Genomic DNA, 24933 nt, shown 5'->3' with positions numbered 1-24933 from the left:
TTGACTGCGCCAATTGAAAGATTGGGGTCCCTGCCTGGCGGGGGCTATCCAAGACCGTAGGCGACGCAAGTCTTAAACCTCAAGCCTACGCAGATGGTGCTCCCGGTTCCTTACCGAATCAGACACCAAAACGACATTCGGTTTCGATCGAATGAAACGGTAACAAGCAGGAGTTAAACCCGTGGCAATTAATCTCGAAGACAAGAAGGCCATCGTCGCTGAAGTCAACGAGGCTGCCAAAGTCGCTCTGTCCGCTGTCGTGGTTGATGCCCGTGGCGTAACAGTAGGCGCAATGACCGGACTCCGTAAAGAGGCTCGTGAAGCTGGCGTTTACGTACGTGTTGTACGTAACACCCTGCTCAAGCGCGCTGTTGCTGGCACTTCGTACGAAGTGCTGAACGACGCGTTCACCGGCCCGACCCTGATCGCATTCTCCAACGAACACCCGGGCGCTGCTGCTCGTCTGTTCAAGGAATTTGCCAAGGGTCAGGATAAGTTCGAGATCAAGGCAGCTTCGTTCGAGGGCAAGTTCCTCGCAGCGAATGAGATCGACGTGCTGGCAAGCCTGCCAACTCGCGACGAAGCTATTGCGAAACTGATGAGCGTGATTCAAGGCGCTACCAGCAAGCTGGCTCGTACTCTGGCGGCAATTCGCGATCAGAAAGAAGCTGCTGCAGCCTGAGGCTGAGCGTTTCCAATCTCGCGTATTTTTGTTTATTTCGACGGCCGTACAGGCTGTCCACCAAATCAGGAATTGAGTCATGTCTCTGACTAACGAACAAATCATCGAAGCAATCGGCCAGAAAACCGTTCTGGAAGTTGTTGAGCTGATCAAAGCAATGGAAGAAACCTTCGGCGTGACCGCTGCTGTTGCTGCTGCTGGTCCAGCTGCTGCTGCCGCTGTTGTTGAAGAGCAAACCGAGTTCAACGTTGTTCTGGTTGAAGCCGGCGAGAAGAAAGTAAACGTGATCAAGGCAGTTCGTGAACTGACCGGTCTGGGCCTGAAAGAAGCCAAAGAGAAAGTCGACGGCGCTCCTCAGGTTGTAGCTGAAGGCGTTTCGAAAGAAGCTGCTGAAGACGCTAAGAAGAAGCTGGAAGAAGCAGGCGCTAAAGTCGAGCTGAAGTAAGCATCGACTTTGCTCCTCCAGCCCGAGCGTCAAGCGACAGGCTGATGGCTGGTGGCTCTTGCCACCGGCCTTTTTCCGTTATTGGCAGCCGACTGGGTCGGTGTTGATAACGAGCTGTAACCACCCGATGCGGTGGCGCAAACCATGGGGTTTGCACGATTTTCTGGCTGCTCCCGTCGGGAGGGGCCAAACAAGCAGGTGACCAAGCTGGGGAACGCTGATGGCTTACTCATATACTGAGAAAAAACGTATCCGCAAGGACTTTAGCAAGTTGCCGGACGTCATGGATGTGCCTTACCTCCTGGCCATCCAGCTGGATTCGTATCGTGAATTCTTGCAAGCGGGAGCGACTAAAGATCAGTTCCGCGACGTGGGCCTGCATGCGGCCTTCAAATCCGTTTTCCCGATCATCAGCTACTCCGGCAATGCTGCGCTGGAGTACGTCGGTTATCGTCTGGGCGAACCGGCATTTGATGTCAAAGAATGCGTATTGCGCGGTGTAACTTTCGCCGTACCTTTGCGGGTAAAAGTGCGCCTGATCATTTTCGACAAAGAATCGTCGAACAAAGCGATCAAGGACATCAAAGAGCAAGAAGTCTACATGGGTGAAATCCCATTGATGACTGAGAACGGTACCTTCGTAATCAATGGTACCGAGCGTGTTATCGTTTCCCAGCTGCACCGTTCCCCGGGCGTGTTCTTCGACCACGACCGTGGCAAGACGCACAGCTCCGGCAAACTGCTGTACTCCGCGCGCATCATTCCTTACCGCGGTTCGTGGCTGGACTTCGAGTTCGACCCGAAAGACTGCGTATTCGTGCGTATCGACCGTCGTCGCAAGCTGCCGGCCTCGGTACTGTTGCGCGCGCTCGGTTATACCACCGAGGAAGTGCTGGACGCGTTCTACACCACCAACGTATTCCACGTGAAAGGCGAAGGCCTGAGCCTGGAGCTGGTGCCTCAGCGCCTGCGTGGTGAAGTTGCGGTTCTTGATATCCAGGATGACAAAGGCAAGGTGATCGTTGAGCAGGGCCGTCGTATTACTGCCCGCCACATCAACCAGCTGGAAAAAGCCGGGATCAAAGAGTTGGACGTGCCTCTGGACTACGTTCTGGGTCGTACCACCGCCAAGGCCATCGTGCACCCGGCTACCGGTGAGATCCTGGCAGAGTGCAACACCGAGCTGTCGACCGAAATCCTGGCGAAAATCGCCAAGGCCGGCGTCGTACGCATCGAAACTCTGTACACCAACGATATCGACTGCGGTCCGTTCGTCTCCGACACGCTGAAGATCGACTCCACCAGCAACCAATTGGAAGCGCTGGTCGAAATCTATCGCATGATGCGTCCAGGCGAGCCGCCAACCAAAGACGCTGCCGAGACCCTGTTCAACAACCTGTTCTTCAGCCCTGAGCGCTATGACCTGTCTGCGGTCGGCCGGATGAAGTTCAACCGTCGTATCGGTCGCACCGAGATCGAAGGTTCGGGCGTGCTGTGCAAGGAAGACATTGTCGCGGTACTGAAGACTCTGGTCGACATCCGTAACGGTAAAGGCATCGTCGACGACATCGACCACCTGGGTAACCGTCGTGTTCGCTGCGTAGGTGAAATGGCCGAGAACCAGTTCCGCGTTGGCCTGGTGCGTGTTGAGCGTGCGGTCAAAGAGCGTCTGTCGATGGCTGAAAGCGAAGGCCTGATGCCGCAAGACCTGATCAACGCCAAGCCAGTGGCTGCGGCGGTGAAAGAGTTCTTCGGTTCCAGCCAGCTGTCGCAGTTCATGGACCAGAACAACCCGCTGTCCGAGATCACCCACAAGCGTCGTGTCTCTGCACTCGGCCCTGGCGGTCTGACTCGTGAGCGCGCGGGCTTCGAAGTCCGTGACGTACACCCGACTCACTACGGTCGTGTCTGCCCGATTGAAACGCCGGAAGGTCCGAACATCGGTCTGATCAACTCCCTGGCTGCTTACGCTCGCACCAACCAGTACGGCTTCCTCGAGAGCCCGTACCGTGTGGTGAAAGAGGGTGTGGTCACCGACGACATCGTGTTCCTGTCCGCCATTGAAGAAGCCGATCACGTGATCGCGCAGGCTTCGGCGACCATGAACGAGCAGAAAGTCCTGGTCGACGAACTGGTGGCCGTACGTCACCTGAACGAATTCACCGTCAAGGCGCCGGAAGACGTCACCTTGATGGACGTTTCGCCGAAGCAGGTAGTTTCGGTTGCAGCGTCGCTGATTCCGTTCCTCGAGCACGACGACGCCAACCGTGCGTTGATGGGTTCGAACATGCAGCGTCAAGCTGTACCAACCCTGCGTGCTGACAAGCCGCTGGTCGGTACGGGCATGGAGCGTAACGTGGCTCGCGACTCCGGCGTTTGCGTCGTGGCTCGTCGTGGCGGCGTGATCGACTCCGTTGATGCCAGCCGTATCGTGGTTCGTGTTGCTGATGACGAAGTTGAAACTGGCGAAGCTGGTGTCGACATCTACAACCTGACCAAGTACACCCGCTCGAACCAGAACACCTGCATCAACCAGCGTCCGCTGGTGAGCAAAGGTGATCGCGTTCAGCGTAGCGACATCATGGCCGACGGCCCGTCCACCGACATGGGTGAACTGGCTTTGGGTCAGAACATGCGCATCGCGTTCATGGCATGGAACGGCTTCAACTTCGAAGACTCCATCTGCCTGTCCGAGCGTGTGGTTCAGGAAGACCGTTTCACCACGATCCACATTCAGGAACTGACCTGTGTGGCCCGTGACACCAAGCTTGGCCCAGAGGAAATCACTGCGGACATCCCGAACGTGGGTGAGGCTGCACTGAACAAGCTGGACGAAGCCGGTATCGTTTACGTAGGTGCTGAAGTTGGCGCAGGCGACATCCTGGTAGGCAAGGTCACTCCGAAAGGCGAGACTCAGCTGACTCCGGAAGAAAAACTGCTGCGTGCGATCTTCGGTGAAAAAGCCAGCGACGTTAAAGACACCTCCCTGCGCGTGCCAACCGGCACCAAAGGTACTGTCATCGACGTACAGGTCTTCACCCGTGACGGCGTTGAGCGTGATGCTCGTGCACTGTCGATCGAGAAGTCCCAGCTGGACGAGATCCGCAAGGATCTGAACGAAGAGTTCCGCATCGTTGAGGGCGCGACCTTCGAGCGTCTGCGTTCCGCTCTGGTAGGCCACAAGGCTGAAGGCGGCGCGGGCCTGAAGAAAGGTCAGGACATCACCGACGAAGTACTCGACGGTCTTGAGCATGGTCAGTGGTTCAAACTGCGCATGGCTGAAGATGCTCTGAACGAGCAGCTCGAGAAGGCTCAGGCCTACATCGTTGATCGTCGCCGTCTGCTGGACGACAAGTTCGAAGACAAGAAGCGCAAACTGCAGCAGGGCGATGACCTGGCTCCAGGCGTGCTGAAGATCGTCAAGGTTTACCTGGCAATCCGTCGTCGCATCCAGCCGGGCGACAAGATGGCCGGTCGTCACGGTAACAAAGGTGTGGTCTCCGTGATCATGCCGGTTGAAGACATGCCGCACGATGCCAATGGCACCCCGGTCGACGTGGTCCTCAACCCGCTGGGCGTACCTTCGCGTATGAACGTTGGTCAGATCCTTGAAACCCACCTGGGCCTCGCGGCCAAAGGTCTGGGCGAGAAGATCAACCGGATGGTCGAAGAGCAGCGCAAAGTCGCTGAGCTGCGTACCTTCCTGGACGAGATCTACAACCAGATCGGCGGTCGTAACGAAGATCTGGACAGTTTCTCCGATCAGGAAATCCTGGATCTGGCGAAGAACCTGCGTGGCGGCGTTCCAATGGCCACTCCAGTGTTCGACGGTGCCAAGGAAAGCGAAATCAAGGCCATGCTGAAACTGGCAGACCTGCCAGAAAGCGGCCAGATGCAGCTGACTGACGGCCGTACCGGCAACAAGTTCGAGCGTCCAGTTACCGTTGGCTACATGTACATGCTGAAGCTGAACCACTTGGTAGACGACAAGATGCACGCGCGTTCTACCGGTTCGTACAGCCTGGTTACCCAGCAGCCGCTGGGTGGTAAGGCGCAGTTCGGTGGTCAGCGTTTCGGGGAGATGGAGGTCTGGGCACTGGAAGCATACGGTGCTGCTTACACTCTGCAAGAAATGCTCACAGTGAAGTCGGACGATGTGAACGGCCGGACCAAGATGTACAAAAACATCGTGGACGGCGATCACCGTATGGAGCCGGGCATGCCCGAGTCCTTCAACGTGTTGATCAAGGAAATTCGTTCCCTCGGCATCGATATCGATCTGGAAACCGAATAACACGTGACGCGATCGAGAGCGGGGCAGGATTGCCCGCTCTCTGCTCCGCCAGGAGGAAAGGCCTTGAAAGACCTACTGAATTTGCTGAAAAACCAGGGTCAAGTCGAAGAGTTCGACGCCATCCGTATCGGATTGGCCTCGCCTGAGATGATCCGCTCGTGGTCGTTCGGTGAAGTTAAAAAACCGGAAACCATCAACTACCGTACGTTCAAACCTGAGCGTGACGGTCTGTTCTGCGCCAAGATCTTTGGCCCGGTAAAGGATTACGAGTGCCTGTGCGGTAAGTACAAGCGCTTGAAGCACCGTGGTGTGATCTGCGAGAAGTGCGGCGTTGAAGTTGCACTGGCCAAGGTTCGTCGTGAGCGCATGGCGCACATCGAACTGGCTTCGCCGGTTGCCCACATCTGGTTCCTGAAATCGCTGCCGTCCCGTATCGGCCTGCTGATGGACATGACCCTGCGTGATATCGAACGCGTTCTCTACTTCGAGAGCTATGTCGTTATCGATCCGGGCATGACCACTCTTGAAAAAGGTCAGCTGCTGAACGATGAGCAGTACTTCGAAGCGCTGGAAGAGTTCGGTGACGATTTCGACGCCCGCATGGGTGCTGAAGCTGTCCGTGAACTGCTGCACGCTATCGACTTGGAACACGAGATTGGCCGTCTGCGTGAAGAAATTCCGCAAACCAACTCCGAAACCAAGATCAAGAAGCTGTCCAAGCGTCTGAAGTTGATGGAAGCCTTCCAGGGTTCCGGCAACCTGCCAGAGTGGATGGTGCTGACCGTTCTGCCGGTTCTGCCACCAGATCTGCGTCCACTGGTCCCGCTGGATGGCGGTCGTTTCGCGACTTCCGACCTCAACGATCTGTATCGTCGAGTGATCAACCGTAACAACCGTTTGAAGCGCCTGCTGGATCTGTCCGCTCCGGACATCATCGTGCGCAACGAAAAGCGTATGTTGCAGGAAGCTGTCGATGCACTGCTCGACAACGGTCGTCGTGGCCGCGCTATCACAGGTTCCAACAAGCGTCCTCTGAAATCCCTGGCTGACATGATCAAGGGTAAGCAAGGTCGTTTCCGTCAGAACTTGCTCGGTAAGCGTGTTGACTACTCCGGTCGTTCGGTAATTACCGTAGGCCCGACCCTGCGTCTGCACCAGTGCGGTCTGCCGAAGAAGATGGCTCTCGAGCTGTTCAAGCCGTTCATTTTCGGCAAGCTGGAAATGCGTGGTCTGGCGACCACCATCAAAGCGGCCAAGAAAATGGTCGAGCGCGAGCTGCCGGAAGTTTGGGACGTTCTCGCTGAAGTGATTCGCGAACACCCGGTTCTTCTCAACCGTGCACCGACCCTTCACCGTCTGGGTATCCAGGCGTTTGAACCGGTACTGATCGAAGGCAAGGCTATCCAGCTGCACCCTCTGGTCTGCGCCGCGTACAACGCCGACTTCGACGGCGACCAAATGGCCGTGCACGTACCGCTGACGCTGGAAGCCCAGCTGGAAGCGCGTGCGTTGATGATGTCGACCAACAACATTCTGTCGCCAGCCAACGGTGAGCCAATCATCGTTCCGTCGCAGGACGTTGTATTGGGTCTGTACTACATGACTCGTGAAGCGATCAACGCCAAGGGCGAAGGTCGTGTGTTCGCGGATCTGCAGGAAGTTGACCGTGTGTTCCGTGCCGGCGAAGCCGCACTGCACGCCAAGATCAAGGTTCGTATCAACGAAACCGTGAACGATCGTGACGGCAACAGCGTGAACAACACCCGTATTGTCGACACCACTGTCGGCCGTGCGCTGCTGTTCCAGGTTGTGCCGAAAGGTCTGTCGTTCGACGTCGTCAACCTGCCAATGAAGAAAAAGGCGATCTCCAAGCTGATCAACCAGTGCTACCGCGTGGTTGGTCTGAAGGAGACCGTGATCTTCGCTGACCAGTTGATGTACACCGGTTTTGCCTACTCGACCATTTCCGGCGTTTCCATCGGTGTTAACGACTTCGTTATCCCGGATGAAAAAGCCCGCATCATCGGTGCTGCCACCGACGAAGTGAAAGAGATCGAGAGCCAGTACGCCTCCGGCCTGGTAACCCAGGGCGAGAAGTACAACAAAGTGATCGACCTTTGGTCGAAAGCGAACGACGAAGTCTCCAAGGCGATGATGGCCAACCTCTCGAAGGAGAAAGTCATCGACCGTCACGGCGACGAAGTCGAGCAAGAATCGTTCAACTCGATGTACATGATGGCCGACTCGGGTGCGCGGGGTTCCGCAGCACAGATTCGTCAGCTGGCCGGTATGCGTGGTCTGATGGCCAAGCCGGACGGTTCCATCATTGAAACGCCGATTACTGCGAACTTCCGTGAAGGTCTGAGCGTACTCCAGTACTTCATCTCGACTCACGGTGCTCGTAAAGGTCTGGCGGATACCGCGTTGAAGACTGCGAACTCCGGTTACCTGACTCGTCGTCTGGTAGACGTGGCGCAGGATCTGGTCGTGACCGAGATCGATTGCGGCACCGAGCATGGCCTGGTGATGACTCCGCACATTGAAGGCGGTGACGTTGTAGAGCCGCTGGGTGAGCGCGTATTGGGCCGTGTCATTGCCCGCGACGTATTCAAGCCGGGTACCGAGGACGTCATCGTTCCAGCCGGCACTCTGGTAGACGAGAAGTGGGTCGAGTTCATCGAGCTGAACAGCATCGACGAAGTGATCGTGCGTTCGCCGATCAGCTGCGAAACCCGCTACGGCATCTGCGCCAAGTGCTACGGCCGTGACCTGGCTCGTGGTCACCAGGTGAACATCGGTGAGTCGGTCGGCGTAATCGCTGCCCAGTCCATCGGTGAGCCGGGTACCCAGCTGACGATGCGTACGTTCCACATCGGTGGTGCGGCAAGCCGTACTTCCGCAGCCGACAGCGTTCAGGTGAAGAATGGCGGTACCGTCCGTCTGCACAACCTGAAACACGTTGAACGTGTGGACGGCAACCTGGTTGCCGTGTCCCGTTCCGGTGAGCTGGCGATTGCTGACGACTTCGGTCGTGAGCGCGAGCGCTACAAGCTGCCGTACGGTGCTGTGATTTCGGTTAAAGAAGGTGACAAGGTCGACGCTGGCGCCATCGTGGCCAAGTGGGATCCGCACACCCACCCGATCGTTACCGAAATGAAAGGTACCGTGACCTACGTGGGCATGGAAGAAGGCATCACGATCAAGCGTCAGACTGACGAATTGACCGGTATGACCAACATTGAAGTACTTGATCCGAAAGATCGTCCGGCTGCCGGCAAGGACATCCGTCCTGCTGTGAAGATGGTTGACGACAACGGCAAGGATCTGTTGCTGCCAGGCACTGACGTTATCGCTCAGTACTTCCTGCCAGCCAACGCCCTGGTCGGTGTTGCGGACGGTGCGAAGATTGCGATCGGTGATGTTATCGCGCGTATCCCGCAGGAAACTTCGAAGACTCGTGACATCACCGGTGGTCTGCCGCGTGTTGCCGACCTGTTCGAAGCTCGTCGTCCGAAAGAAGCGTCGATTCTGGCTGAAGTCAGCGGCACCATCGCGTTTGGTAAAGAGACCAAGGGCAAGCGCCGTCTGGTCATCACCCCGAACGACGGTAGCGATCCGTACGAAGAGCTGATTCCGAAGTGGCGTCACCTGAACGTGTTCGAAGGCGAACAGGTAAACCGCGGCGAAGTTATCTCCGACGGTCCGAGCGATCCGCACGACATCCTGCGTCTGCTGGGTGTGAGCGCGCTGGCCAAGTACATCGTCAACGAGATCCAAGACGTTTACCGTCTGCAAGGCGTGAAGATCAACGACAAGCACATCGAGACCATCCTGCGTCAGATGCTGCGTAAAGTTGAGATCTCCGAGTCCGGCGACTCCAGCTTCATCAAGGGCGACCAGATGGAACTGACTCACGTTCTGGTAGAGAACGAACGTCTGAACGCGGAAGACAAGTTTGTCTCCAAGTTCACCCGCGTTCTGCTGGGTATCACCAAGGCGTCGTTGTCGACCGAATCGTTCATCTCGGCGGCTTCCTTCCAGGAAACCACCCGCGTACTGACCGAAGCGGCGGTAACCGGCAAGCGCGATTACCTGCGCGGCCTGAAAGAAAACGTGGTTGTGGGTCGTCTGATCCCGGCCGGTACCGGTCTGGCTTATCACAGCGAGCGCAAGCGTCGTCGTGATGCAGACAAGCCGTTGCGCGTTAGCGCCAGTGAAGTGGAAGCTGCACTGACCGAAGCGCTGAACTCGAGCGGTAACTGAGTTCTGCGAAAAATGAGCTGAGGCCCTGATCTAACCGTTCATCGAATCGAGACAATTTGTCGAGGTTCGACGAGCGGGGAGGTCGGGGCCTTGCCTTGACTGGGGACAAGATCCTCTTTAGACTCTTGATCCCCTAAATTTGGCGGGAATCCGTTCCTGCCATTTTGCTTTTCTTGCAAGACAATAGCGTCGCAAGACAACAGTGGAGCTAGTAGATGGCAACTATCAACCAGCTGGTACGTCAGCCGCGTAAGCGTATCGTCGAGAAATCCGACGTGCCTGCGCTGCAGAACTGCCCGCAACGTCGTGGCGTGTGCACCCGTGTGTACACCACTACGCCGAAAAAACCTAACTCGGCACTGCGTAAAGTATGCCGTGTGCGTCTGACCAACGGTTTCGAGGTTTCCTCGTACATCGGTGGTGAAGGCCACAACCTGCAAGAGCACAGCGTGGTACTGATCCGCGGCGGTCGTGTAAAAGACTTGCCAGGTGTTCGTTACCACACCGTTCGCGGCTCCTTGGATACTTCCGGCGTTAAAGGTCGTAACCAGGGTCGTTCGAAGTACGGTACCAAGCGTCCGAAGTAATCGGCCGTTTTGCAGATTTTCATTTTATTGAGTCGATAAGAGTAAGGTCGGGCGCGAATCCTCAAGGATCTGTCCCGAACTAACCTGAAGACCGTTTGAGGGCTTATCAATGCCAAGACGTCGCGTAGCAGCAAAGCGTGAGATTCTGGACGATCCGAAATACGGAAGCCAAATCCTCGCCAAATTCATGAACCACGTTATGGAAAGCGGCAAGAAAGCCGTCGCCGAACGTATCGTTTATGGTGCCCTGGAAACCGTTGCGGCTCGCAAGACCGGCACCGATCCCCTGGAACTCTTCGAAAAAGCACTCGACGCCATCGCTCCGCTGGTCGAAGTGAAGTCGCGCCGCGTTGGCGGTGCTACTTACCAGGTTCCGGTCGAAGTTCGTCCGTCCCGTCGTAACGCTCTGGCAATGCGCTGGTTGGTAGACTTCGCCCGCAAGCGTGGCGAGAAGTCTATGGCTCTGCGCTTGGCTGGCGAGCTGCTGGATGCTGCTGAAGGTAAAGGTGCTGCTGTTAAGAAGCGTGAAGACGTGCACCGTATGGCCGAAGCTAACAAAGCTTTCTCGCACTACCGCTTCTAATTTTAGCTTCACTAATTTTGCGAGGGCTTTATGGCTCGTACTACTCCGATTAGTCGCTACCGTAACATCGGTATCGTCGCTCACGTGGATGCTGGTAAAACCACCACCACCGAGCGCGTCCTTTTTTACACTGGCAAAAGTCACAAAATGGGCGAGGTGCATGACGGCGCCGCGACCACAGACTGGATGGTTCAGGAGCAGGAGCGTGGTATTACCATTACTTCTGCTGCCATTACCGCCTTCTGGAAAGGTTCCGAGAAGCAGTACCCGCACGAGCATCGCTTCAACGTAATCGATACCCCGGGCCACGTAGACTTCACCATTGAAGTAGAACGTTCCCTGCGCGTACTCGACGGCGCTGTCGTTGTGTTCTGCGGTACTTCGGGTGTTGAGCCTCAGTCGGAAACCGTATGGCGTCAAGCCAACAAATACGGCGTTCCACGTCTTGTTTATGTAAACAAGATGGACCGTGCTGGCGCCAACTTCCTGCGCGTGATCGGTCAGATCAAGCAGCGTCTGGGTCACACTCCGGTGCCGATTCAGCTGGCTATCGGTTCGGAAGACAACTTCCAGGGCCAGATCGACCTGATCAACATGCAAGCTGTTTATTGGAACGACTCTGACAAGGGTATGGTTCCGGTTCGCAAGGAAATCCCTGCGGACATGCTCGAGCTGGCCACTGAATGGCGCAGCAATATGGTTGAAGCTGCGGCTGAAGCCAGTGAAGAGCTGATGAACAAGTACCTGGAAGGTGAAGAGCTGTCGATCGCCGAGATCAAGGCTGCTCTGCGTCAGCGTACTATCGCTGGCGAAATCGTTCTGGCTGTTTGCGGTTCGTCCTTCAAGAACAAGGGTGTTCCCCTGGTTCTCGACGCCGTTATCGACTTCCTGCCTGCTCCGACCGACATTCCTGCTATCAAGGGTTCCAACCCTGATAACGAGGAAGAAGAGATGGAGCGTCATGCAAGCGACGACGAGCCGTTCGCGGCTTTGGCGTTCAAGATCGCTACCGACCCATTCGTGGGTACTCTGACCTTCGTCCGCGTTTACTCGGGCGTGTTGAACTCCGGCGACGGCGTGATCAACTCGGTCAAGGGCAAGAAAGAGCGCGTGGGTCGTATGGTGCAAATGCACGCAAACGCCCGTGAAGAGATCAAGGAAGTACGCGCTGGCGACATTGCGGCCCTGATCGGCATGAAGGACGTCACCACTGGTGAAACCCTCTGCAACGCTGACAAGCCAATCATCCTGGTTCGCATGGACTTCCCGGAGCCGGTTATTTCGGTTGCCGTAGAGCCTAAGACCAAGGATGACCAGGAAAAAATGGGTATCGCTCTGGGCAAACTTGCTCAGGAAGACCCGTCTTTCCGCGTTAAAACTGATGAAGAGACTGGTCAAACGATCATCTCCGGCATGGGCGAGCTGCACCTGGACATCCTGGTTGACCGGATGCGCCGTGAGTTCAACGTCGAAGCCAACATCGGCAAGCCACAGGTTTCGTACCGTGAGCGCATCACGAAGAACTGCGAAATCGAAGGCAAGTTCGTTCGTCAGTCCGGCGGTCGTGGCCAGTTCGGTCACTGCTGGATTCGCTTTGCTCCTGCTGACGAAGGTCAGGAAGGTCTGCAATTCCTGAACGAAGTAGTGGGTGGTGTGGTTCCTAAGGAATACATCCCGGCTATCCAGAAGGGTATCGAAGAGCAGATGAAGAACGGCGTTGTTGCCGGCTATCCGCTGATCGGCCTGAAGGCTACCGTGTTCGATGGTTCTTACCACGACGTCGACTCCAACGAGATGGCGTTTAAAGTGGCTGCTTCCATGGCGACCAAGCAACTGGCCCAGAAGGGTGGCGGTGAGTTGCTCGAGCCGATCATGGCGGTAGAGGTTGTTACGCCTGAAGACTATATGGGTGATGTGATGGGCGACCTTAACCGTCGTCGCGGCATGATCCAGGGTATGGAAGACACAGTGTCCGGCAAGGTTATCCGTGCCGAAGTTCCACTGGGTGAGATGTTCGGTTATGCGACCGACGTTCGTTCCATGTCTCAGGGTCGCGCAAGCTACTCTATGGAATTCAAAAAATACGATACGGCTCCGTCGCACATCGTCGAATCCGTTACCAAAAAACAAGGCTGATTCAGCCCCTTTAGGCTAGGAGTTAATTGTCGTGGCTAAAGAAAAATTTGATCGTTCCCTACCGCACGTAAACGTTGGCACCATCGGCCACGTTGACCACGGTAAAACCACTCTGACCGCTGCTCTGACTCGCGTCTGCTCCGAAGTTTTCGGTTCGGCCGTAGTTGAATTCGACAAGATCGACAGCGCTCCAGAAGAAAAAGCTCGCGGTATCACCATCAACACCGCGCACGTTGAGTACAACTCGAACATTCGTCACTACGCTCACGTTGACTGCCCAGGTCACGCTGACTACGTGAAGAACATGATCACTGGTGCTGCGCAGATGGACGGCGCGATCCTGGTTTGCTCGGCCGCTGATGGTCCGATGCCACAAACCCGTGAGCACATCCTGCTGTCCCGTCAGGTAGGCGTTCCGTACATCGTGGTTTTCCTGAACAAGGCTGACCTGGTAGACGACGCTGAACTGCTGGAACTGGTTGAGATGGAAGTTCGCGACCTGCTGTCCACCTACGACTTCCCAGGTGACGACACTCCGATCATCATCGGTTCGGCTCGTATGGCGCTGGAAGGCAAAGACGACAACGAAATGGGCACCACCGCTGTTAAGAAGCTGGTGGAAACTCTGGACAGCTACATTCCAGAGCCAGAGCGTGCTATCGACAAGCCGTTCCTGATGCCAATCGAAGACGTGTTCTCGATCTCGGGTCGCGGTACTGTTGTAACCGGTCGTATCGAGCGCGGTATCGTTCGCGTTCAAGACGCCCTGGAAATCGTTGGTCTGCGTGACACCACCACCACCACCTGCACCGGTGTTGAGATGTTCCGCAAGCTGCTGGACGAAGGTCGTGCTGGCGAGAACTGCGGCGTTCTGCTGCGTGGCACCAAGCGTGACGACGTTGAGCGTGGTCAGGTTCTGGTTAAGCCGGGTTCGGTTAAGCCGCACACCAAGTTCACCGCAGAAGTTTACGTTCTGAGCAAGGAAGAAGGCGGTCGTCACACTCCGTTCTTCAAAGGCTACCGTCCACAGTTCTACTTCCGTACTACTGACGTGACTGGTAACTGCGAGCTGCCAGAAGGCGTTGAAATGGTAATGCCAGGTGACAACATTCAGATGACTGTTACCCTGATCAAAACCATCGCGATGGAAGACGGTCTGCGTTTCGCAATCCGTGAAGGCGGCCGTACCGTTGGTGCTGGCGTCGTAGCTAAAATCATCGAGTGATCTCTTTGTTGAGATAGCTTTGATGAGTTGAAAAAGCCCCCGCTTAGCGGGGGCTTTTTTATTGGGTTGACACCTATCTGGGGCGTCTATAGAATTGCGCCTCCTTTTAACGGGCGTATTGCGCCCGGTGGGAATAGCAGCCGGAGTCTGAAATCCAATGCAAAATCAGCAAATCCGTATCAGGTTGAAGGCTTTTGACCATCGCCTGATCGACCAATCAACCCAGGAAATCGTGGAAACCGCGAAACGTACTGGTGCTCAAGTGCGTGGTCCAATTCCACTGCCTACCCGTAAAGAGCGGTTCACCGTTCTGGTTTCCCCTCACGTCAACAAAGACGCGCGTGACCAGTACGAGATCCGCACTCATAAGCGCGTTCTGGACATTGTCCAGCCAACGGATAAAACCGTTGATGCACTTATGAAGCTTGATCTTGCGGCCGGTGTGGAAGTGCAGATCAGCCTCGGCTAAGACTCGGTCTTGGTCGTGTAACGCTCTGAAATGGGCGGCCATAGCGGGTGAAAGCCCCGTACACTCATGAGGTTTACAACATGACTATTGGTGTAGTCGGTCGTAAAGCGGGTATGACCCGTATTTTCACCGAAGAAGGTGTCTCCATTCCGGTCACGGTCATTGAGATCGAGCCGAATCGCGTCACCCAGTTCAAAACTGAAGAAACCGATGGCTATCGTGCAGTGCAAGTCACTGTCGGCGAGCGTCGTGCTTCCCGTGTTACAGCTGCTCAAGCTGGCCACTTCGCCAAGGCGAACGTTGCCGCTGGTCGTACCGTAATGGAATTCCGTCTTGAAGAAGGCGAGTACCAGGCTGGCGATCTGATCAACGCTGAAATCTTCGCTGCTGGTCAACTGGTTGATGTAACCGGTCAGTCCAAAGGTAAAGGCTTCCAGGGTACGATCAAGCGTTGGAACTTCCGCGGGCAAGATAACACCCACGGTAACTCCGTATCCCACCGCGTCCCAGGCTCTATCGGCCAGTGCCAGACTCCTGGTCGTGTATTCAAGGGCAAAAAAATGTCCGGTCATATGGGCGCTGAGCGCGTGACCGTGCAGTCCCTGGAAGTAGTGCGCGTGGACGCTGAACGCAATCTGTTGTTGGTCAAGGGCGCTGTACCTGGCGCTACTGGCGGCAACCTGGTTGTACGTCCGGCAGCCAAGGCTCGCGGTTAAGGGGAAGCTGACATGCAATTAAATGTAAATGACGCTCAAGCGATCGAAGTTTCCGAACTGACATTTGGCGGCGAGTTCAACGAGACGCTGGTTCACCAAGCAGTCGTGGCCTACATGGCTGGCGGCCGTCAGGGTAGCAAGCAGCAGAAGACCCGTTCCGACGTTCGTGGTGGCGGCAAGCGCCCATGGCGTCAGAAAGGTACTGGCCGTGCTCGTGCCGGTACTATCCGCAGCCCAATCTGGCGCGGCGGCGGCACCACCTTCGCAGCTCGTCCACAGGATCACTCCCAAAAGCTGAACAAGAAGATGTATCGCGCAGCAATGCGTTCCATCCTTGCTGAGCTGGTGCGTACTGATCGTCTGGTCGTGGTTCAGGATTTCGCAGTTGAAACTCCGAAAACCAAAGACCTGCTGGGCAAACTGAACAACATGAGCCTGACCGACGTTCTGATCGTGTCGGACGCTGTTGATCAGAACCTGTACCTGGCTGCTCGCAACCTGCCACACGTAGATGTACGTGACGTGCAAGGTTCCGATCCAGTTAGTCTGATCGCATACGACAAGGTGTTGATCACCGTGTCGGCCGTGAAGAAATTCGAGGAGCTGCTGGGATGAACCAGGAACGCGTATTTAAAGTTCTGCTTGGCCCGCACGTTTCCGAGAAGGCTACGGTTCTGGCAGACAAGAAAGGCCAGTTCGTTTTCAAGGTTGCTACTGACGCAACCAAGCTGGAAATCAAGAAGGCCGTCGAAAGCCTGTTCAGCGTGAAAGTTGAGCGTGTTACTACCCTGAACGTTCTGGGTAAGAGCAAGCGCACCGCTCGCGGTCTGGGCAAGCGTAATGACTGGAAGAAGGCAGTTATCTCCCTTCAGCCAGGCCAAGATCTCGATTTCAGCAGCAGTGCTGAGTAAGGAAGGGGTGCATCATGGCAATCGTTAAATGCAAACCGACTTCCCCTGGCCGCCGTTTTGTGGTCAAGGTGGTCAACCAGGAGCTGCATAAAGGCGCTCCTCACGCACCGCTGCTCGAGAAAAAATCGAAGTCTGGTGGTCGTAACAACAATGGCCGTATTACCACTCGTCACATCGGTGGTGGTCATAAGCAGCATTACCGTATGGTCGATTTCCGTCGCAACGACAAAGATGGCATCGTCGCCACTGTCGAGCGTATCGAATACGATCCAAACCGTACTGCTCACATCGCACTGCTTTGCTACGCAGACGGCGAACGCCGCTACATCATCGCCCCTAAAGGCGTGAGTGCTGGCGACACGCTGATCGCAGGTGCCCTGGCTCCAATCAAGCCAGGTAACGCTCTGCAACTGCGCAACATTCCAGTCGGTTCTACCGTACACGGCATCGAACTGAAGCCAGGTAAAGGCGCACAGATCGCTCGTTCCGCTGGTGCTTCGGCTCAGCTGATCGCTCGTGAAGGCGTTTACGTGACACTGCGTCTGCGTTCCGGTGAAATGCGTAAAGTACTGGCTGAGTGCCGTGCGACCCTGGGCGAAGTCTCGAACTCCGAGCACAGCCTGCGTTCGCTGGGTAAAGCTGGTGCCAAGCGCTGGCGTGGCGTTCGCCCAACCGTTCGTGGTGTTGCCATGAACCCGGTTGACCACCCACATGGTGGTGGTGAAGGTCGTACCTCTGGTGGTCGTCATCCGGTATCGCCATGGGGCTTCCCGACTAAGGGCGCGAAGACTCGTGGTAATAAGCGTACCGACAAAATGATCGTCCGTCGTCGCAAGTAAATAGAGGGATACGACAGTGCCACGTTCTCTGAAAAAAGGTCCTTTTATTGATCTTCACCTACTGAAGAAGATCGAAGTGGCGGCGGAAAAGAACGATCGCAAACCAATTAAGACTTGGTCGCGTCGTTCGATGATCCTGCCACAAATGGTCGGTCTGACCATCGCTGTACACAACGGTCGTCAGCACGTCCCAGTTCTCGTAAACGAAGACATGGTCGGCCACAAACTGGGCGAGTTCGCCGGTACCCGCACTTATCGCGGGCACGTGGCAGACAAGAAAGCCAAGCGTTAAGGGGTAAGGAAATGGAAGTAGCCGCTAAGTTGTCGGGCGCTCGAATCTCCGCCCAGAAAGCCCGCTTGGTCGCCGACCAGATCCGCGGGAAGAAGGTGGGCGAAGCGCTCAACCTGTTGGCTTTCAGCAGTAAGAAAGCCGCCGAGATCATGAAAAAAGTGCTGGAGTCGGCCGTAGCCAACGCCGAGCATAACGAAGGCGCAGACGTTGATGACCTGAAGGTCAGCACCGTTTTCGTCAACGAAGGGCGTTCGCTGAAGCGCATCATGCCACGTGCCAAAGGCCGTGCTGATCGCATCGTCAAGCGGTCTTGCCATATCACTGTCAAGGTTGCTGACAAGTAACGGAGTCGAAGAGATGGGTCAGAAAGTACATCCCATTGGCATTCGCCTGGGAATCGTCAAGGAGCACACCTCCGTCTGGTACGCAGACGGTCGGACTTATGCGGACTACTTGTTCGCTGATCTGAAGGTGCGTGAATACCTCCAAGACAAACTAAAAAGCGCGTCCGTAAGCCGTATCGATATCCATCGTCCGGCCCAAACTGCACGCATCACCATCCACACCGCTCGTCCAGGTATCGTTATCGGGAAGAAAGGTGAAGATGTTGAGAAACTGCGTCAGGACCTGACCAAGCAAATGGGTGTGCCTGTGCACATCAATATCGAAGAGATCCGCAAGCCGGAGCTCGACGGTATGCTGGTTGCGCAGAGCGTAGCTCAGCAGCTGGAGCGTCGTGTAATGTTCCGTCGCGCCATGAAGCGCGCTGTACAGAACGCCATGCGCATTGGTGCCAAAGGCATCAAAATCCAAGTGAGCGGTCGTCTCGGCGGTGCTGAAATTGCACGTACTGAATGGTATCGCGAAGGTCGTGTGCCACTGCACACCCTGCGTGCCGACATCGACTATGCCAACTACGAAGCTCACACCACTTACGGTGTGATCGGTGTAAAGGTTTGGATCTTCAAAGGCGAAGTAATTGGTGGTCGCCAAGAAGAGCTGAAGCCACAAGCACCAGCGCCTCGTAAAAAAGCTGCTAAGTAAGGGGTACGCCAAATGTTGCAACCTAAGCGTACGAAGTTCCGCAAGCAGATGACCGGCCACAACCGTGGTCTGGCACTGCGCGGTAGCAAAGTCAGCTTCGGCGAGTTCGCGCTGAAGTCTGTAGCTCGTGGTCGTCTCACCGCTCGTCAGATCGAGTCAGCGCGTCGTGCTCTGACCCGTCACGTAAAACGTGGCGGCAAGATCTGGATCCGTGTATTCCCGGACAAGCCGATCTCCAAGAAGCCTCTCGAGGTTCGTATGGGTAAAGGTAAGGGTAACGTGGAGTACTGGGTTGCCCAGATTCAGCCAGGCAAAGTCCTGTATGAAATCGAGGGTGTTTCTGAAGAGCTGGCGCGTGAGGCTTTCGCCCTGGCTGCTGCAAAGCTGCCGCTCGCCACCTCCTTTGTTAAACGGACGGTGATGTGATGAAAGCGAATGAACTTCGTGAAAAATCCGCACAGCAGCTGAACGAGCAACTGCTCGGCTTGCTGCGCGACCAGTTCAATCTGCGCATGCAGAAAGCAACTGGCCAGTTGGGGCAGTCTCATCTGCTCTCGCAAGTTAAGCGTGACATCGCTCGCGTGAAGACTGTGCTCAACCAGCAGGCAGGTAAGTGATCATGGCTGAAGCCGAAAAAACTGTCCGTACGCTGACTGGCCGTGTTGTCAGCGACAAGATGGACAAAACCATCACCGTTCTGATCGAGCGTCGCGTTAAGCACCCGATCTACGGTAAATACGTTAAGCGTTCGACTAAGCTGCACGCGCACGACGAAACCAATCAGTGCCACATCGGCGACAAAGTCACTATTCGTGAAACTCGTCCGATGGCCAAGACCAAGTCTTGGGCGCTGGTTGATGTTCTCGAACGCGCTGTGGAAGTCTAAGGGCTAGGGGTCGGAGAAATTATATGATTCAGACTCAATCCATGCTCGATGTGGCCGATAACAGCGGCGCTCGCCGCGTTATGTGCATCAAGGTGCTGGGTGGCTCCCATCGTCGTTACGCTGGTATCGGTGACATCATCAAAGTTACCGTGAAGGAAGCAATTCCTCGCGGTAAGGTGAAAAAAGGCCAAGTGATGACTGCTGTTGTAGTCCGCACTCGTCACGGCGTACGTCGTGCTGATGGCTCCATTATCCGCTTTGATGGCAACGCTGCTGTTCTTCTGAACAACAAGCAAGAGCCGATCGGCACCCGTATCTTTGGGCCAGTGACCCGTGAACTTCGTACTGAGAAGTTCATGAAGATCGTCTCGCTCGCCCCAGAAGTGCTGTAAGGAGATCCGACATGCAAAAGATTCGTCGTGACGACGAGATCATCGTGATCGCCGGCAAAGACAAAGGTAAGCGCGGTAAGGTGCTGAAGGTTCTTGCTGACAACCGTTTGGTTGTTGGTGGTCTGAACCTGGTCAAGCGTCATACCAAGCCTAACCCGATGTCGGGCGTACAGGGCGGTATCGTCGAGAAAGAAGCGCCACTGCACGCTTCCAACGTCGCCATCTTCAACGGCGAAACCAACAAGGCTGACCGCGTTGGTTTCAAAGTAGAAGACGGTAAGAAAATTCGTGTCTTCAAGTCGACCCAAAAAGCGGTTGATGCTTGAACACTGCTAGGTAGAAGACCATGGCACGACTAAAAGAGATTTACCGGAAGGAAATCGCTCCGAAACTTAAGGAAGAACTTAAGCTTTCGAACGTGATGGAAGTTCCGCGCGTTACCAAAATCACCCTGAACATGGGTCTGGGCGAAGCGATCGGCGACAAAAAAGTCATCGAGCACGCTGTTGCTGACCTGGAAAAGATCACCGGCCAGAAAGTCGTTGTGACCTACGCTCGCAAATCCATCGCTGGCTTTAAAGTCCGTGAAGGTTGGCCGATCGGCGTCAAAGTGACCCTGCGCCGTGAGCGTATGTACGAGTTCCTGGATCGTCTGCTGTCGATCTCCCTGCCTCGGGTTCGCGACTTCCGCGGCCTGAATGCCAAGTCCTTCGATGGTCGTGGCAACTACAGCATGGGCGTGAAAGAGCAGATCATTTTCCCGGAAATCGACTACGACAAGATCGATGCTCTCCGCGGTCTGGACATTACCCTGACCACCACTGCCAAGAACGATGATGAAGGCCGCGCTCTGCTGCGTGCTTTCAAATTCCCGTTCCGCAACTGATTGGAGTAGGAAAATGGCCAAGAAGAGCATGAAAAACCGTGAGCTGAAGCGTCAGCTCACCGTTGCCAAGTACGCCACCAAGCGTGCAGCGCTGAAAGCTATCATCGTCGATCTGAACGCAAGTCCAGAAGCGCGTTGGGAAGCTACCGTAGCTCTGCAGAAGCAGCCACGTGACGCAAGCGCCTCGCGCATGCGTAACCGCTGCCGCCTGACTGGTCGTCCGCACGGCGTTTACCGCAAGTTCGGCCTCGGCCGTAACAAACTGCGTGAAGCGGCAATGCGTGGTGACGTTCCAGGTCTGGTTAAAGCCAGCTGGTAATTGGTGTCAAAGTCTCGATGGTCGGGTTTGCAAGAACCTGACCATCGGTGGCCTTGAACATGAATCAAGCCCCTTTTGGGGCTTGATTCATTTCTGGGGTGTGTCTAGAATGACCGGCTCGCCTGAGCCCGTGTTTTTTATGCCCGGAATTTCTCGGCGACAAGTAGTAGCCGTAAGGCTAATTTTTCTGTATTAGGAGCGTCTAGCCCATGAGTATGCAGGACCCGTTAGCGGACATGCTAACTCGAATCCGTAATGCCCAGATGGCTGAAAAGTCCGTCGTAAGCATGCCGTCTTCCACGTTGAAGGTGGCTGTAGCAAAAGTCCTGAAGGACGAAGGTTACATCGCGGGTTATCAGATCAGCAGCGAAACCAAACCACTGCTGTCCATCGAGCTGAAATACTTCGAAGGCCGTCCGGTCATCGAGGAAGTGAAGCGCGTTAGCCGTCCAGGCCTGCGTCAGTACAAGTCCGTCGAAGAACTGCCAAAAGTACGTGGTGGTCTCGGTGTGTCTATCGTCTCCACCAACAAAGGTGTGATGACTGATCGTGCTGCGCGCGCTGCCGGTGTCGGCGGCGAAGTTCTTTGCACTGTGTTCTAAGGGGGGATAAGCATGTCTCGCGTCGCTAAGAACCCCGTTAAGCTGCCAGCCGGTGTCGAAGTAAAATTCGCAGGCCAACAGCTTTCGGTGAAGGGTGCCAAGGGTACTCTTGAACTGAACGTCCATTCGTCCGTTGAAGTCGTTGAAGAAGCCGGTGAGCTGCGTTTTGCTGCTCGCAATGGCGATCAACAGACTCGCGCAATGGCCGGTACCACTCGTGCGTTGGTAAACAACATGGTCCAGGGCGTAAGCCAAGGCTTCGAGCGCAAGCTCCAGCTGGTCGGTGTTGGTTACAAAGCGCAAGCAAAAGGTCAGGTGCTGAACCTGGCTCTTGGCTTCTCGCACCCAGTGGATTACGAACTGCCGGAAGGCATCACCGCTGAGACTCCTAGCCAGACCGATATCCTGATCAAGGGCATCGACAAGCAGCTGGTAGGTCAAGTGGCCGCCGAGATCCGCGACTTCCGTCCACCAGAGCCATACAAAGGCAAAGGTGTGCGCTACGCGGACGAAGTCGTCCGTCGTAAAGAAGCCAAGAAGAAGTAGGGCATAGCAAATGACCGACAAAAAAGTTACTCGACTGCGTCGCGCTCGCAAAGCACGCCTGAAAATGCACGAACTCGAAGTCGTGCGTCTCTGCGTGTTCCGCTCTTCGCAGCACATCTACGCCCAGGTCATTTCGGCCGACGGCAACAAAGTCCTGGCAAGCGCCTCGACTTTGGATAAAGAACTGCGTGATGGCGCCACTGGCAACATCGACGCGGCCACTAAGGTTGGCCAGCTGGTCGCTACGCGTGCTAAGGCCGCTGGCGTCTCGCAGGTGGCTTTCGACCGCTCTGGCTTCAAGTACCACGGCCGCGTTAAAGCGCTGGCTGATGCTGCTCGTGAAGCTGGGCTGGAGTTCTAAGTTATGTCAAATAACGACCAAAAGCGCGACGAAGGCTACATCGAGAAGCTGGTTCAAGTTAACCGCGTAGCCAAAACCGTTAAAGGCGGCCGTATCTTCACTTTCACCGCGTTGACCGTGGTTGGTGATGGTAAAGGGCGTGTTGGCTTCGGCCGTGGCAAGTCGCGTGAAGTGCCTGCTGCGATCCAGAAGGCAATGGAAGCTGCTCGCCGCAACATGATCCAGGTTGATCTGAACGGCACCACTCTGCAGTACGCAATGAAGTCTGCCCATGGCGCTTCGAAGGTGTACATGCAGCCTGCTTCTGAAGGTACCGGTATCATCGCTGGCGGCGCTATGCGTGCTGTCCTCGAAGTTGCTGGCGTTCAGAACGTTCTGGCCAAGTGCTACGGCTCGACTAACCCTGTAAACGTGGTTCACGCCACTTTCAAGGGTCTGAAGGCCATGCAGTCTCCTGAATCCATTGCAGCCAAGCGTGGCCTGCGTGTTGAGGAGATCAAGTAATCATGGCTACCGTTAAAGTTACGCTGATCAAAAGCATGACCGGCCGCATCCCTAACCACAAACTGTGCGTTAAGGGTCTGGGTCTGCGTCGCATCGGTCACACTGTAGAAGTCCAGGATACTCCCGAGAATCGCGGGATGATCAACAAGGCTTACTACATGCTGCGTGTCGAGGGTTAATCGATGAAACTCAATGATCTGAGTCCAGCGCCGGGTTCCCGTCGCGAAAAGCATCGTCCGGGCCGTGGTATCGGTAGTGGTTTGGGTAAGACTGGTGGCCGTGGTCACAAAGGTCAGACTTCCCGCTCCGGTGGCACCATTGCTCCAGGCTTTGAAGGCGGTCAACAGCCGCTGCATCGTCGCCTGCCGAAGTTCGGTTTCGTTTCCCTGAAAGCCATGGATCGCGCAGAAGTGCGTCTGTCCGAGCTGGCTAAAGTGGAAGGCGACATCGTCACCGTGCAGTCCCTGAAAGATGCCAACGTGATCAACGTCAACGTACAGCGTGTGAAAATCATGCTGTCCGGTGAAGTGACTCGCGCTGTCACTATCGGCAAGGGAATCGGCGCCACCAAAGGTGCGCGTGCGGCTATCGAAGCAGCTGGCGGCAAGTTCGAGGAATAAATGGCTAAGCAAGGTGCTCTCTCTGCGCTCGGCAAAGGCGGTATGTCTGAACTTTGGGCTCGTCTGCGTTTTCTGTTCCTGGCGATTATCGTCTACCGAATAGGCGCACACATCCCGGTTCCAGGTATCAACCCGGACCGACTCGCAGACCTGTTTCGACAGAATGAGGGGACCATTCTTAGCTTGTTCAACATGTTTTCCGGCGGCGCGCTGGAGCGGATGAGCATCTTTGCACTGGGGATCATGCCGTACATTTCGGCATCGATCATCATGCAACTGATGACCGCCGTCAGCCCGCAGCTGGAGCAGTTGAAGAAGGAAGGTGAAGCTGGCCGTCGCAAGATCAGCCAGTACACCCGCTACGGCACCGTCGTCCTCGCTCTCGTTCAGGCCATTGGCATGTCCATTGGTCTGGCGGGGCAGGGCGTTGCGTTCACTGGTGACTTTGGCTTCCATTTCGTCGCGGTCTCCACGTTTGTGGCTGGCGCGATGTTCATGATGTGGCTGGGTGAGCAGATTACTGAGCGTGGTGTAGGCAACGGTATCTCGATGTTGATTTTTTCGGGTATCGTCGCCGGTCTTCCGAGAGCAATCGGGCAGTCTTTTGAGTCTGCGCGTCAGGGCGATATCAACATCTTCGCTTTGGTTGCCATCGGTTTGCTGGCAGTAGCGATTATCGGTTTTGTGGTGTTCATTGAGCGTGGTCAGCGTCGTATCGCTGTTCACTACGCCAAGCGTCAGCAGGGCCGCAAGGTTTTTGCTGCGCAGACAAGCCACTTGCCGCTGAAGGTGAACATGGCCGGTGTTATTCCGGCTATTTTCGCGAGCAGCATTTTGCTGTTCCCGGCTTCGCTGGGTGCCTGGTTCGGTCAGTCTGAAGGTATGGGCTGGTTGCAGGACATCTCGCAGTCGATCGCTCCTGGTCAGCCGTTGAATATTCTGCTGTTTAGTGCAGGGATTATTTTCTTCTGCTTCTTCTATACGGCGTTGATGTTCAATCCGAAAGACGTAGCGGAAAACCTGAAGAAGTCCGGTGCCTTTATTCCGGGCATCCGTCCAGGTGAGCAGTCCGCACGCTATATTGATGGCGTTCTGACTCGCTTGACCATGTTCGGTGCTCTTTACATGACGGCCGTGTGCTTGTTGCCCCAGTTCCTGGTGGTTGCAGCAAACGTTCCGTTCTACCTTGGCGGGACCTCGTTGCTGATCGTGGTCGTGGTTGTGATGGACTTCATGTCCCAAGTACAATCGCACCTCGTTTCGCACCAGTACGAATCCCTGATGAAGAAAGCCAACCTGAAGGGTTACGGCAGCGGCATGTTGCGCTGAGT

30 protein-coding genes are annotated in these 24933 nt (G+C 55.6%); all 30 read left to right on the top strand.

Annotated features, from left to right (window positions below):
- Nucleotides 1-181 precede the first annotated feature (181 nt).
- Nucleotides 182-682, top strand: coding sequence for a 50S ribosomal protein L10 (gene rplJ / locus QR290_RS26495; RefSeq protein WP_011336174.1), 501 nt, complete (start codon nt 182-184; stop codon nt 680-682).
- Between the two features lie 79 nt (nt 683-761).
- Nucleotides 762-1127 (top strand): 50S ribosomal protein L7/L12, encoded by a 366-nt coding sequence (gene rplL, locus QR290_RS26490; RefSeq protein ID WP_007957596.1) that lies wholly within the window; start codon nt 762-764, stop codon nt 1125-1127.
- A 220-nt stretch (nt 1128-1347) separates the two neighbouring features.
- Entirely contained in the window at nt 1348-5421 is a 4074-nt protein-coding gene (gene rpoB, locus QR290_RS26485) for a DNA-directed RNA polymerase subunit beta (RefSeq protein ID WP_115079383.1), read from the top strand.
- 63 nt (nt 5422-5484) lie between these two features.
- Complete coding sequence (gene rpoC / locus QR290_RS26480; RefSeq protein ID WP_085712352.1) at nt 5485-9684, top strand: DNA-directed RNA polymerase subunit beta'; 4200 nt, start codon at nt 5485-5487, stop codon at nt 9682-9684.
- Between the two features lie 215 nt (nt 9685-9899).
- On the top strand, nt 9900-10271 hold the full coding sequence (gene rpsL / locus QR290_RS26475; protein ID WP_003186084.1) for a 30S ribosomal protein S12: 372 nt from the start codon (nt 9900-9902) through the stop codon (nt 10269-10271).
- A 109-nt stretch (nt 10272-10380) separates the two neighbouring features.
- On the top strand, nt 10381-10854 hold the full coding sequence (gene rpsG, locus QR290_RS26470; RefSeq protein ID WP_007957592.1) for a 30S ribosomal protein S7: 474 nt from the start codon (nt 10381-10383) through the stop codon (nt 10852-10854).
- Between the two features lie 30 nt (nt 10855-10884).
- A complete protein-coding gene (gene fusA, locus QR290_RS26465) occupies nt 10885-12990 on the top strand; it encodes an elongation factor G (RefSeq protein WP_085712351.1) in 2106 nt (701 codons plus the stop codon).
- Nucleotides 12991-13021: 31 nt separating this feature from the next.
- Nucleotides 13022-14215 carry an elongation factor Tu gene (gene tuf, locus QR290_RS26460; RefSeq protein WP_010220303.1) on the top strand — a complete coding sequence of 398 codons (1194 nt, stop codon included), beginning with the start codon at nt 13022-13024 and terminating at the stop codon, nt 14213-14215.
- A gap of 157 nt (nt 14216-14372) precedes the next feature.
- A complete protein-coding gene (gene rpsJ, locus QR290_RS26455) occupies nt 14373-14684 on the top strand; it encodes a 30S ribosomal protein S10 (RefSeq protein WP_003186070.1) in 312 nt (103 codons plus the stop codon).
- 80 nt (nt 14685-14764) lie between these two features.
- Nucleotides 14765-15400 (top strand): 50S ribosomal protein L3, encoded by a 636-nt coding sequence (rplC, locus tag QR290_RS26450; RefSeq protein ID WP_007955641.1) that lies wholly within the window; start codon nt 14765-14767, stop codon nt 15398-15400.
- A 12-nt stretch (nt 15401-15412) separates the two neighbouring features.
- Nucleotides 15413-16015 (top strand): 50S ribosomal protein L4, encoded by a 603-nt coding sequence (rplD, locus tag QR290_RS26445; protein WP_003228735.1) that lies wholly within the window; start codon nt 15413-15415, stop codon nt 16013-16015.
- Nucleotides 16012-16311: a 50S ribosomal protein L23 gene (gene rplW / locus QR290_RS26440; RefSeq protein ID WP_002555488.1), complete on the top strand. Its 300-nt coding sequence runs from the start codon at nt 16012-16014 to the stop codon at nt 16309-16311. The genes rplD and rplW overlap by 4 nt, the downstream gene beginning before the upstream one ends.
- Before the next feature lie 14 nt (nt 16312-16325).
- The gene (gene rplB, locus QR290_RS26435) at nt 16326-17150 is read left to right on the top strand and encodes a 50S ribosomal protein L2 (RefSeq protein ID WP_007955640.1); all 825 of its coding nucleotides are present in this window, start codon (nt 16326-16328) and stop codon (nt 17148-17150) included.
- A 16-nt stretch (nt 17151-17166) separates the two neighbouring features.
- Nucleotides 17167-17442, top strand: a complete 276-nt coding sequence (gene rpsS, locus QR290_RS26430) for a 30S ribosomal protein S19 (RefSeq protein ID WP_003228731.1) — start codon at nt 17167-17169, stop codon at nt 17440-17442.
- 11 nt (nt 17443-17453) lie between these two features.
- Entirely contained in the window at nt 17454-17786 is a 333-nt protein-coding gene (gene rplV / locus QR290_RS26425; RefSeq protein WP_003103908.1) for a 50S ribosomal protein L22, read from the top strand.
- A gap of 13 nt (nt 17787-17799) precedes the next feature.
- Complete coding sequence (rpsC, locus tag QR290_RS26420; RefSeq protein ID WP_003176422.1) at nt 17800-18486, top strand: 30S ribosomal protein S3; 687 nt, start codon at nt 17800-17802, stop codon at nt 18484-18486.
- Between the two features lie 12 nt (nt 18487-18498).
- Nucleotides 18499-18912 carry a 50S ribosomal protein L16 gene (rplP, locus tag QR290_RS26415; RefSeq protein WP_003228729.1) on the top strand — a complete coding sequence of 138 codons (414 nt, stop codon included), beginning with the start codon at nt 18499-18501 and terminating at the stop codon, nt 18910-18912.
- Nucleotides 18912-19103: a 50S ribosomal protein L29 gene (gene rpmC / locus QR290_RS26410; RefSeq protein WP_002555481.1), complete on the top strand. Its 192-nt coding sequence runs from the start codon at nt 18912-18914 to the stop codon at nt 19101-19103. The genes rplP and rpmC overlap by 1 nt, the downstream gene beginning before the upstream one ends.
- Before the next feature lie 2 nt (nt 19104-19105).
- Complete coding sequence (gene rpsQ / locus QR290_RS26405) at nt 19106-19372, top strand: 30S ribosomal protein S17 (protein WP_003194644.1); 267 nt, start codon at nt 19106-19108, stop codon at nt 19370-19372.
- A 23-nt stretch (nt 19373-19395) separates the two neighbouring features.
- Nucleotides 19396-19764: a 50S ribosomal protein L14 gene (rplN, locus tag QR290_RS26400; protein ID WP_002555479.1), complete on the top strand. Its 369-nt coding sequence runs from the start codon at nt 19396-19398 to the stop codon at nt 19762-19764.
- An 11-nt stretch (nt 19765-19775) separates the two neighbouring features.
- Nucleotides 19776-20090 carry a 50S ribosomal protein L24 gene (gene rplX, locus QR290_RS26395; protein WP_003186046.1) on the top strand — a complete coding sequence of 105 codons (315 nt, stop codon included), beginning with the start codon at nt 19776-19778 and terminating at the stop codon, nt 20088-20090.
- 20 nt (nt 20091-20110) lie between these two features.
- On the top strand, nt 20111-20650 hold the full coding sequence (gene rplE / locus QR290_RS26390) for a 50S ribosomal protein L5 (RefSeq protein ID WP_003210069.1): 540 nt from the start codon (nt 20111-20113) through the stop codon (nt 20648-20650).
- A gap of 13 nt (nt 20651-20663) precedes the next feature.
- Nucleotides 20664-20969 carry a 30S ribosomal protein S14 gene (gene rpsN / locus QR290_RS26385; RefSeq protein WP_003228726.1) on the top strand — a complete coding sequence of 102 codons (306 nt, stop codon included), beginning with the start codon at nt 20664-20666 and terminating at the stop codon, nt 20967-20969.
- 209 nt (nt 20970-21178) lie between these two features.
- The gene (rpsH, locus tag QR290_RS26380) at nt 21179-21571 is read left to right on the top strand and encodes a 30S ribosomal protein S8 (RefSeq protein WP_011336171.1); all 393 of its coding nucleotides are present in this window, start codon (nt 21179-21181) and stop codon (nt 21569-21571) included.
- 12 nt (nt 21572-21583) lie between these two features.
- Nucleotides 21584-22117 (top strand): 50S ribosomal protein L6, encoded by a 534-nt coding sequence (gene rplF, locus QR290_RS26375; protein ID WP_011336170.1) that lies wholly within the window; start codon nt 21584-21586, stop codon nt 22115-22117.
- A gap of 10 nt (nt 22118-22127) precedes the next feature.
- On the top strand, nt 22128-22478 hold the full coding sequence (gene rplR / locus QR290_RS26370; RefSeq protein ID WP_003186037.1) for a 50S ribosomal protein L18: 351 nt from the start codon (nt 22128-22130) through the stop codon (nt 22476-22478).
- A 3-nt stretch (nt 22479-22481) separates the two neighbouring features.
- Complete coding sequence (rpsE, locus tag QR290_RS26365) at nt 22482-22982, top strand: 30S ribosomal protein S5 (RefSeq protein ID WP_007955637.1); 501 nt, start codon at nt 22482-22484, stop codon at nt 22980-22982.
- Nucleotides 22983-22984: 2 nt separating this feature from the next.
- The gene (gene rpmD / locus QR290_RS26360; protein ID WP_003176408.1) at nt 22985-23161 is read left to right on the top strand and encodes a 50S ribosomal protein L30; all 177 of its coding nucleotides are present in this window, start codon (nt 22985-22987) and stop codon (nt 23159-23161) included.
- A gap of 3 nt (nt 23162-23164) precedes the next feature.
- Complete coding sequence (gene rplO, locus QR290_RS26355; RefSeq protein WP_003228720.1) at nt 23165-23602, top strand: 50S ribosomal protein L15; 438 nt, start codon at nt 23165-23167, stop codon at nt 23600-23602.
- A complete protein-coding gene (gene secY, locus QR290_RS26350) occupies nt 23603-24931 on the top strand; it encodes a preprotein translocase subunit SecY (RefSeq protein ID WP_003228718.1) in 1329 nt (442 codons plus the stop codon).
- The last annotated feature ends 2 nt before the right edge of the window (nt 24932-24933 follow it).

This window comes from Pseudomonas fluorescens (assembly GCF_030344995.1).
GTDB classification, from domain to species: Bacteria; Pseudomonadota; Gammaproteobacteria; order Pseudomonadales; family Pseudomonadaceae; genus Aquipseudomonas; species Aquipseudomonas fluorescens_BF.
Note: the sequence above shows the minus strand (reverse complement) of the source record. Positions and strands in the feature narration are given on the sequence as shown.

What these genes read in the sequence shown, in the direction of transcription:
- rplL (WP_007957596.1), top strand. Translation starts at nt 762, where the DNA reads ATGTCTCTGACTAACGAACAAATCATCGAAGCAATCGGCCAGAAAACC.
- rpoB (WP_115079383.1), top strand. Translation starts at nt 1,348, where the DNA reads ATGGCTTACTCATATACTGAGAAAAAACGTATCCGCAAGGACTTTAGC.
- rpsL (WP_003186084.1), top strand. Translation starts at nt 9,900, where the DNA reads ATGGCAACTATCAACCAGCTGGTACGTCAGCCGCGTAAGCGTATCGTC.
- rpsG (WP_007957592.1), top strand. Translation starts at nt 10,381, where the DNA reads ATGCCAAGACGTCGCGTAGCAGCAAAGCGTGAGATTCTGGACGATCCG.
- fusA (WP_085712351.1), top strand. Translation starts at nt 10,885, where the DNA reads ATGGCTCGTACTACTCCGATTAGTCGCTACCGTAACATCGGTATCGTC.
- rpsJ (WP_003186070.1), top strand. Translation starts at nt 14,373, where the DNA reads ATGCAAAATCAGCAAATCCGTATCAGGTTGAAGGCTTTTGACCATCGC.
- rplC (WP_007955641.1), top strand. Translation starts at nt 14,765, where the DNA reads ATGACTATTGGTGTAGTCGGTCGTAAAGCGGGTATGACCCGTATTTTC.
- rplD (WP_003228735.1), top strand. Translation starts at nt 15,413, where the DNA reads ATGCAATTAAATGTAAATGACGCTCAAGCGATCGAAGTTTCCGAACTG.
- rplW (WP_002555488.1), top strand. Translation starts at nt 16,012, where the DNA reads ATGAACCAGGAACGCGTATTTAAAGTTCTGCTTGGCCCGCACGTTTCC.
- rplB (WP_007955640.1), top strand. Translation starts at nt 16,326, where the DNA reads ATGGCAATCGTTAAATGCAAACCGACTTCCCCTGGCCGCCGTTTTGTG.
- rplV (WP_003103908.1), top strand. Translation starts at nt 17,454, where the DNA reads ATGGAAGTAGCCGCTAAGTTGTCGGGCGCTCGAATCTCCGCCCAGAAA.
- rpsC (WP_003176422.1), top strand. Translation starts at nt 17,800, where the DNA reads ATGGGTCAGAAAGTACATCCCATTGGCATTCGCCTGGGAATCGTCAAG.
- rplP (WP_003228729.1), top strand. Translation starts at nt 18,499, where the DNA reads ATGTTGCAACCTAAGCGTACGAAGTTCCGCAAGCAGATGACCGGCCAC.
- rpmC (WP_002555481.1), top strand. Translation starts at nt 18,912, where the DNA reads ATGAAAGCGAATGAACTTCGTGAAAAATCCGCACAGCAGCTGAACGAG.
- rpsQ (WP_003194644.1), top strand. Translation starts at nt 19,106, where the DNA reads ATGGCTGAAGCCGAAAAAACTGTCCGTACGCTGACTGGCCGTGTTGTC.
- rplN (WP_002555479.1), top strand. Translation starts at nt 19,396, where the DNA reads ATGATTCAGACTCAATCCATGCTCGATGTGGCCGATAACAGCGGCGCT.
- rplX (WP_003186046.1), top strand. Translation starts at nt 19,776, where the DNA reads ATGCAAAAGATTCGTCGTGACGACGAGATCATCGTGATCGCCGGCAAA.
- rplE (WP_003210069.1), top strand. Translation starts at nt 20,111, where the DNA reads ATGGCACGACTAAAAGAGATTTACCGGAAGGAAATCGCTCCGAAACTT.
- rpsN (WP_003228726.1), top strand. Translation starts at nt 20,664, where the DNA reads ATGGCCAAGAAGAGCATGAAAAACCGTGAGCTGAAGCGTCAGCTCACC.
- rpsH (WP_011336171.1), top strand. Translation starts at nt 21,179, where the DNA reads ATGAGTATGCAGGACCCGTTAGCGGACATGCTAACTCGAATCCGTAAT.
- rplF (WP_011336170.1), top strand. Translation starts at nt 21,584, where the DNA reads ATGTCTCGCGTCGCTAAGAACCCCGTTAAGCTGCCAGCCGGTGTCGAA.
- rplR (WP_003186037.1), top strand. Translation starts at nt 22,128, where the DNA reads ATGACCGACAAAAAAGTTACTCGACTGCGTCGCGCTCGCAAAGCACGC.
- rpsE (WP_007955637.1), top strand. Translation starts at nt 22,482, where the DNA reads ATGTCAAATAACGACCAAAAGCGCGACGAAGGCTACATCGAGAAGCTG.
- rpmD (WP_003176408.1), top strand. Translation starts at nt 22,985, where the DNA reads ATGGCTACCGTTAAAGTTACGCTGATCAAAAGCATGACCGGCCGCATC.
- rplO (WP_003228720.1), top strand. Translation starts at nt 23,165, where the DNA reads ATGAAACTCAATGATCTGAGTCCAGCGCCGGGTTCCCGTCGCGAAAAG.
- secY (WP_003228718.1), top strand. Translation starts at nt 23,603, where the DNA reads ATGGCTAAGCAAGGTGCTCTCTCTGCGCTCGGCAAAGGCGGTATGTCT.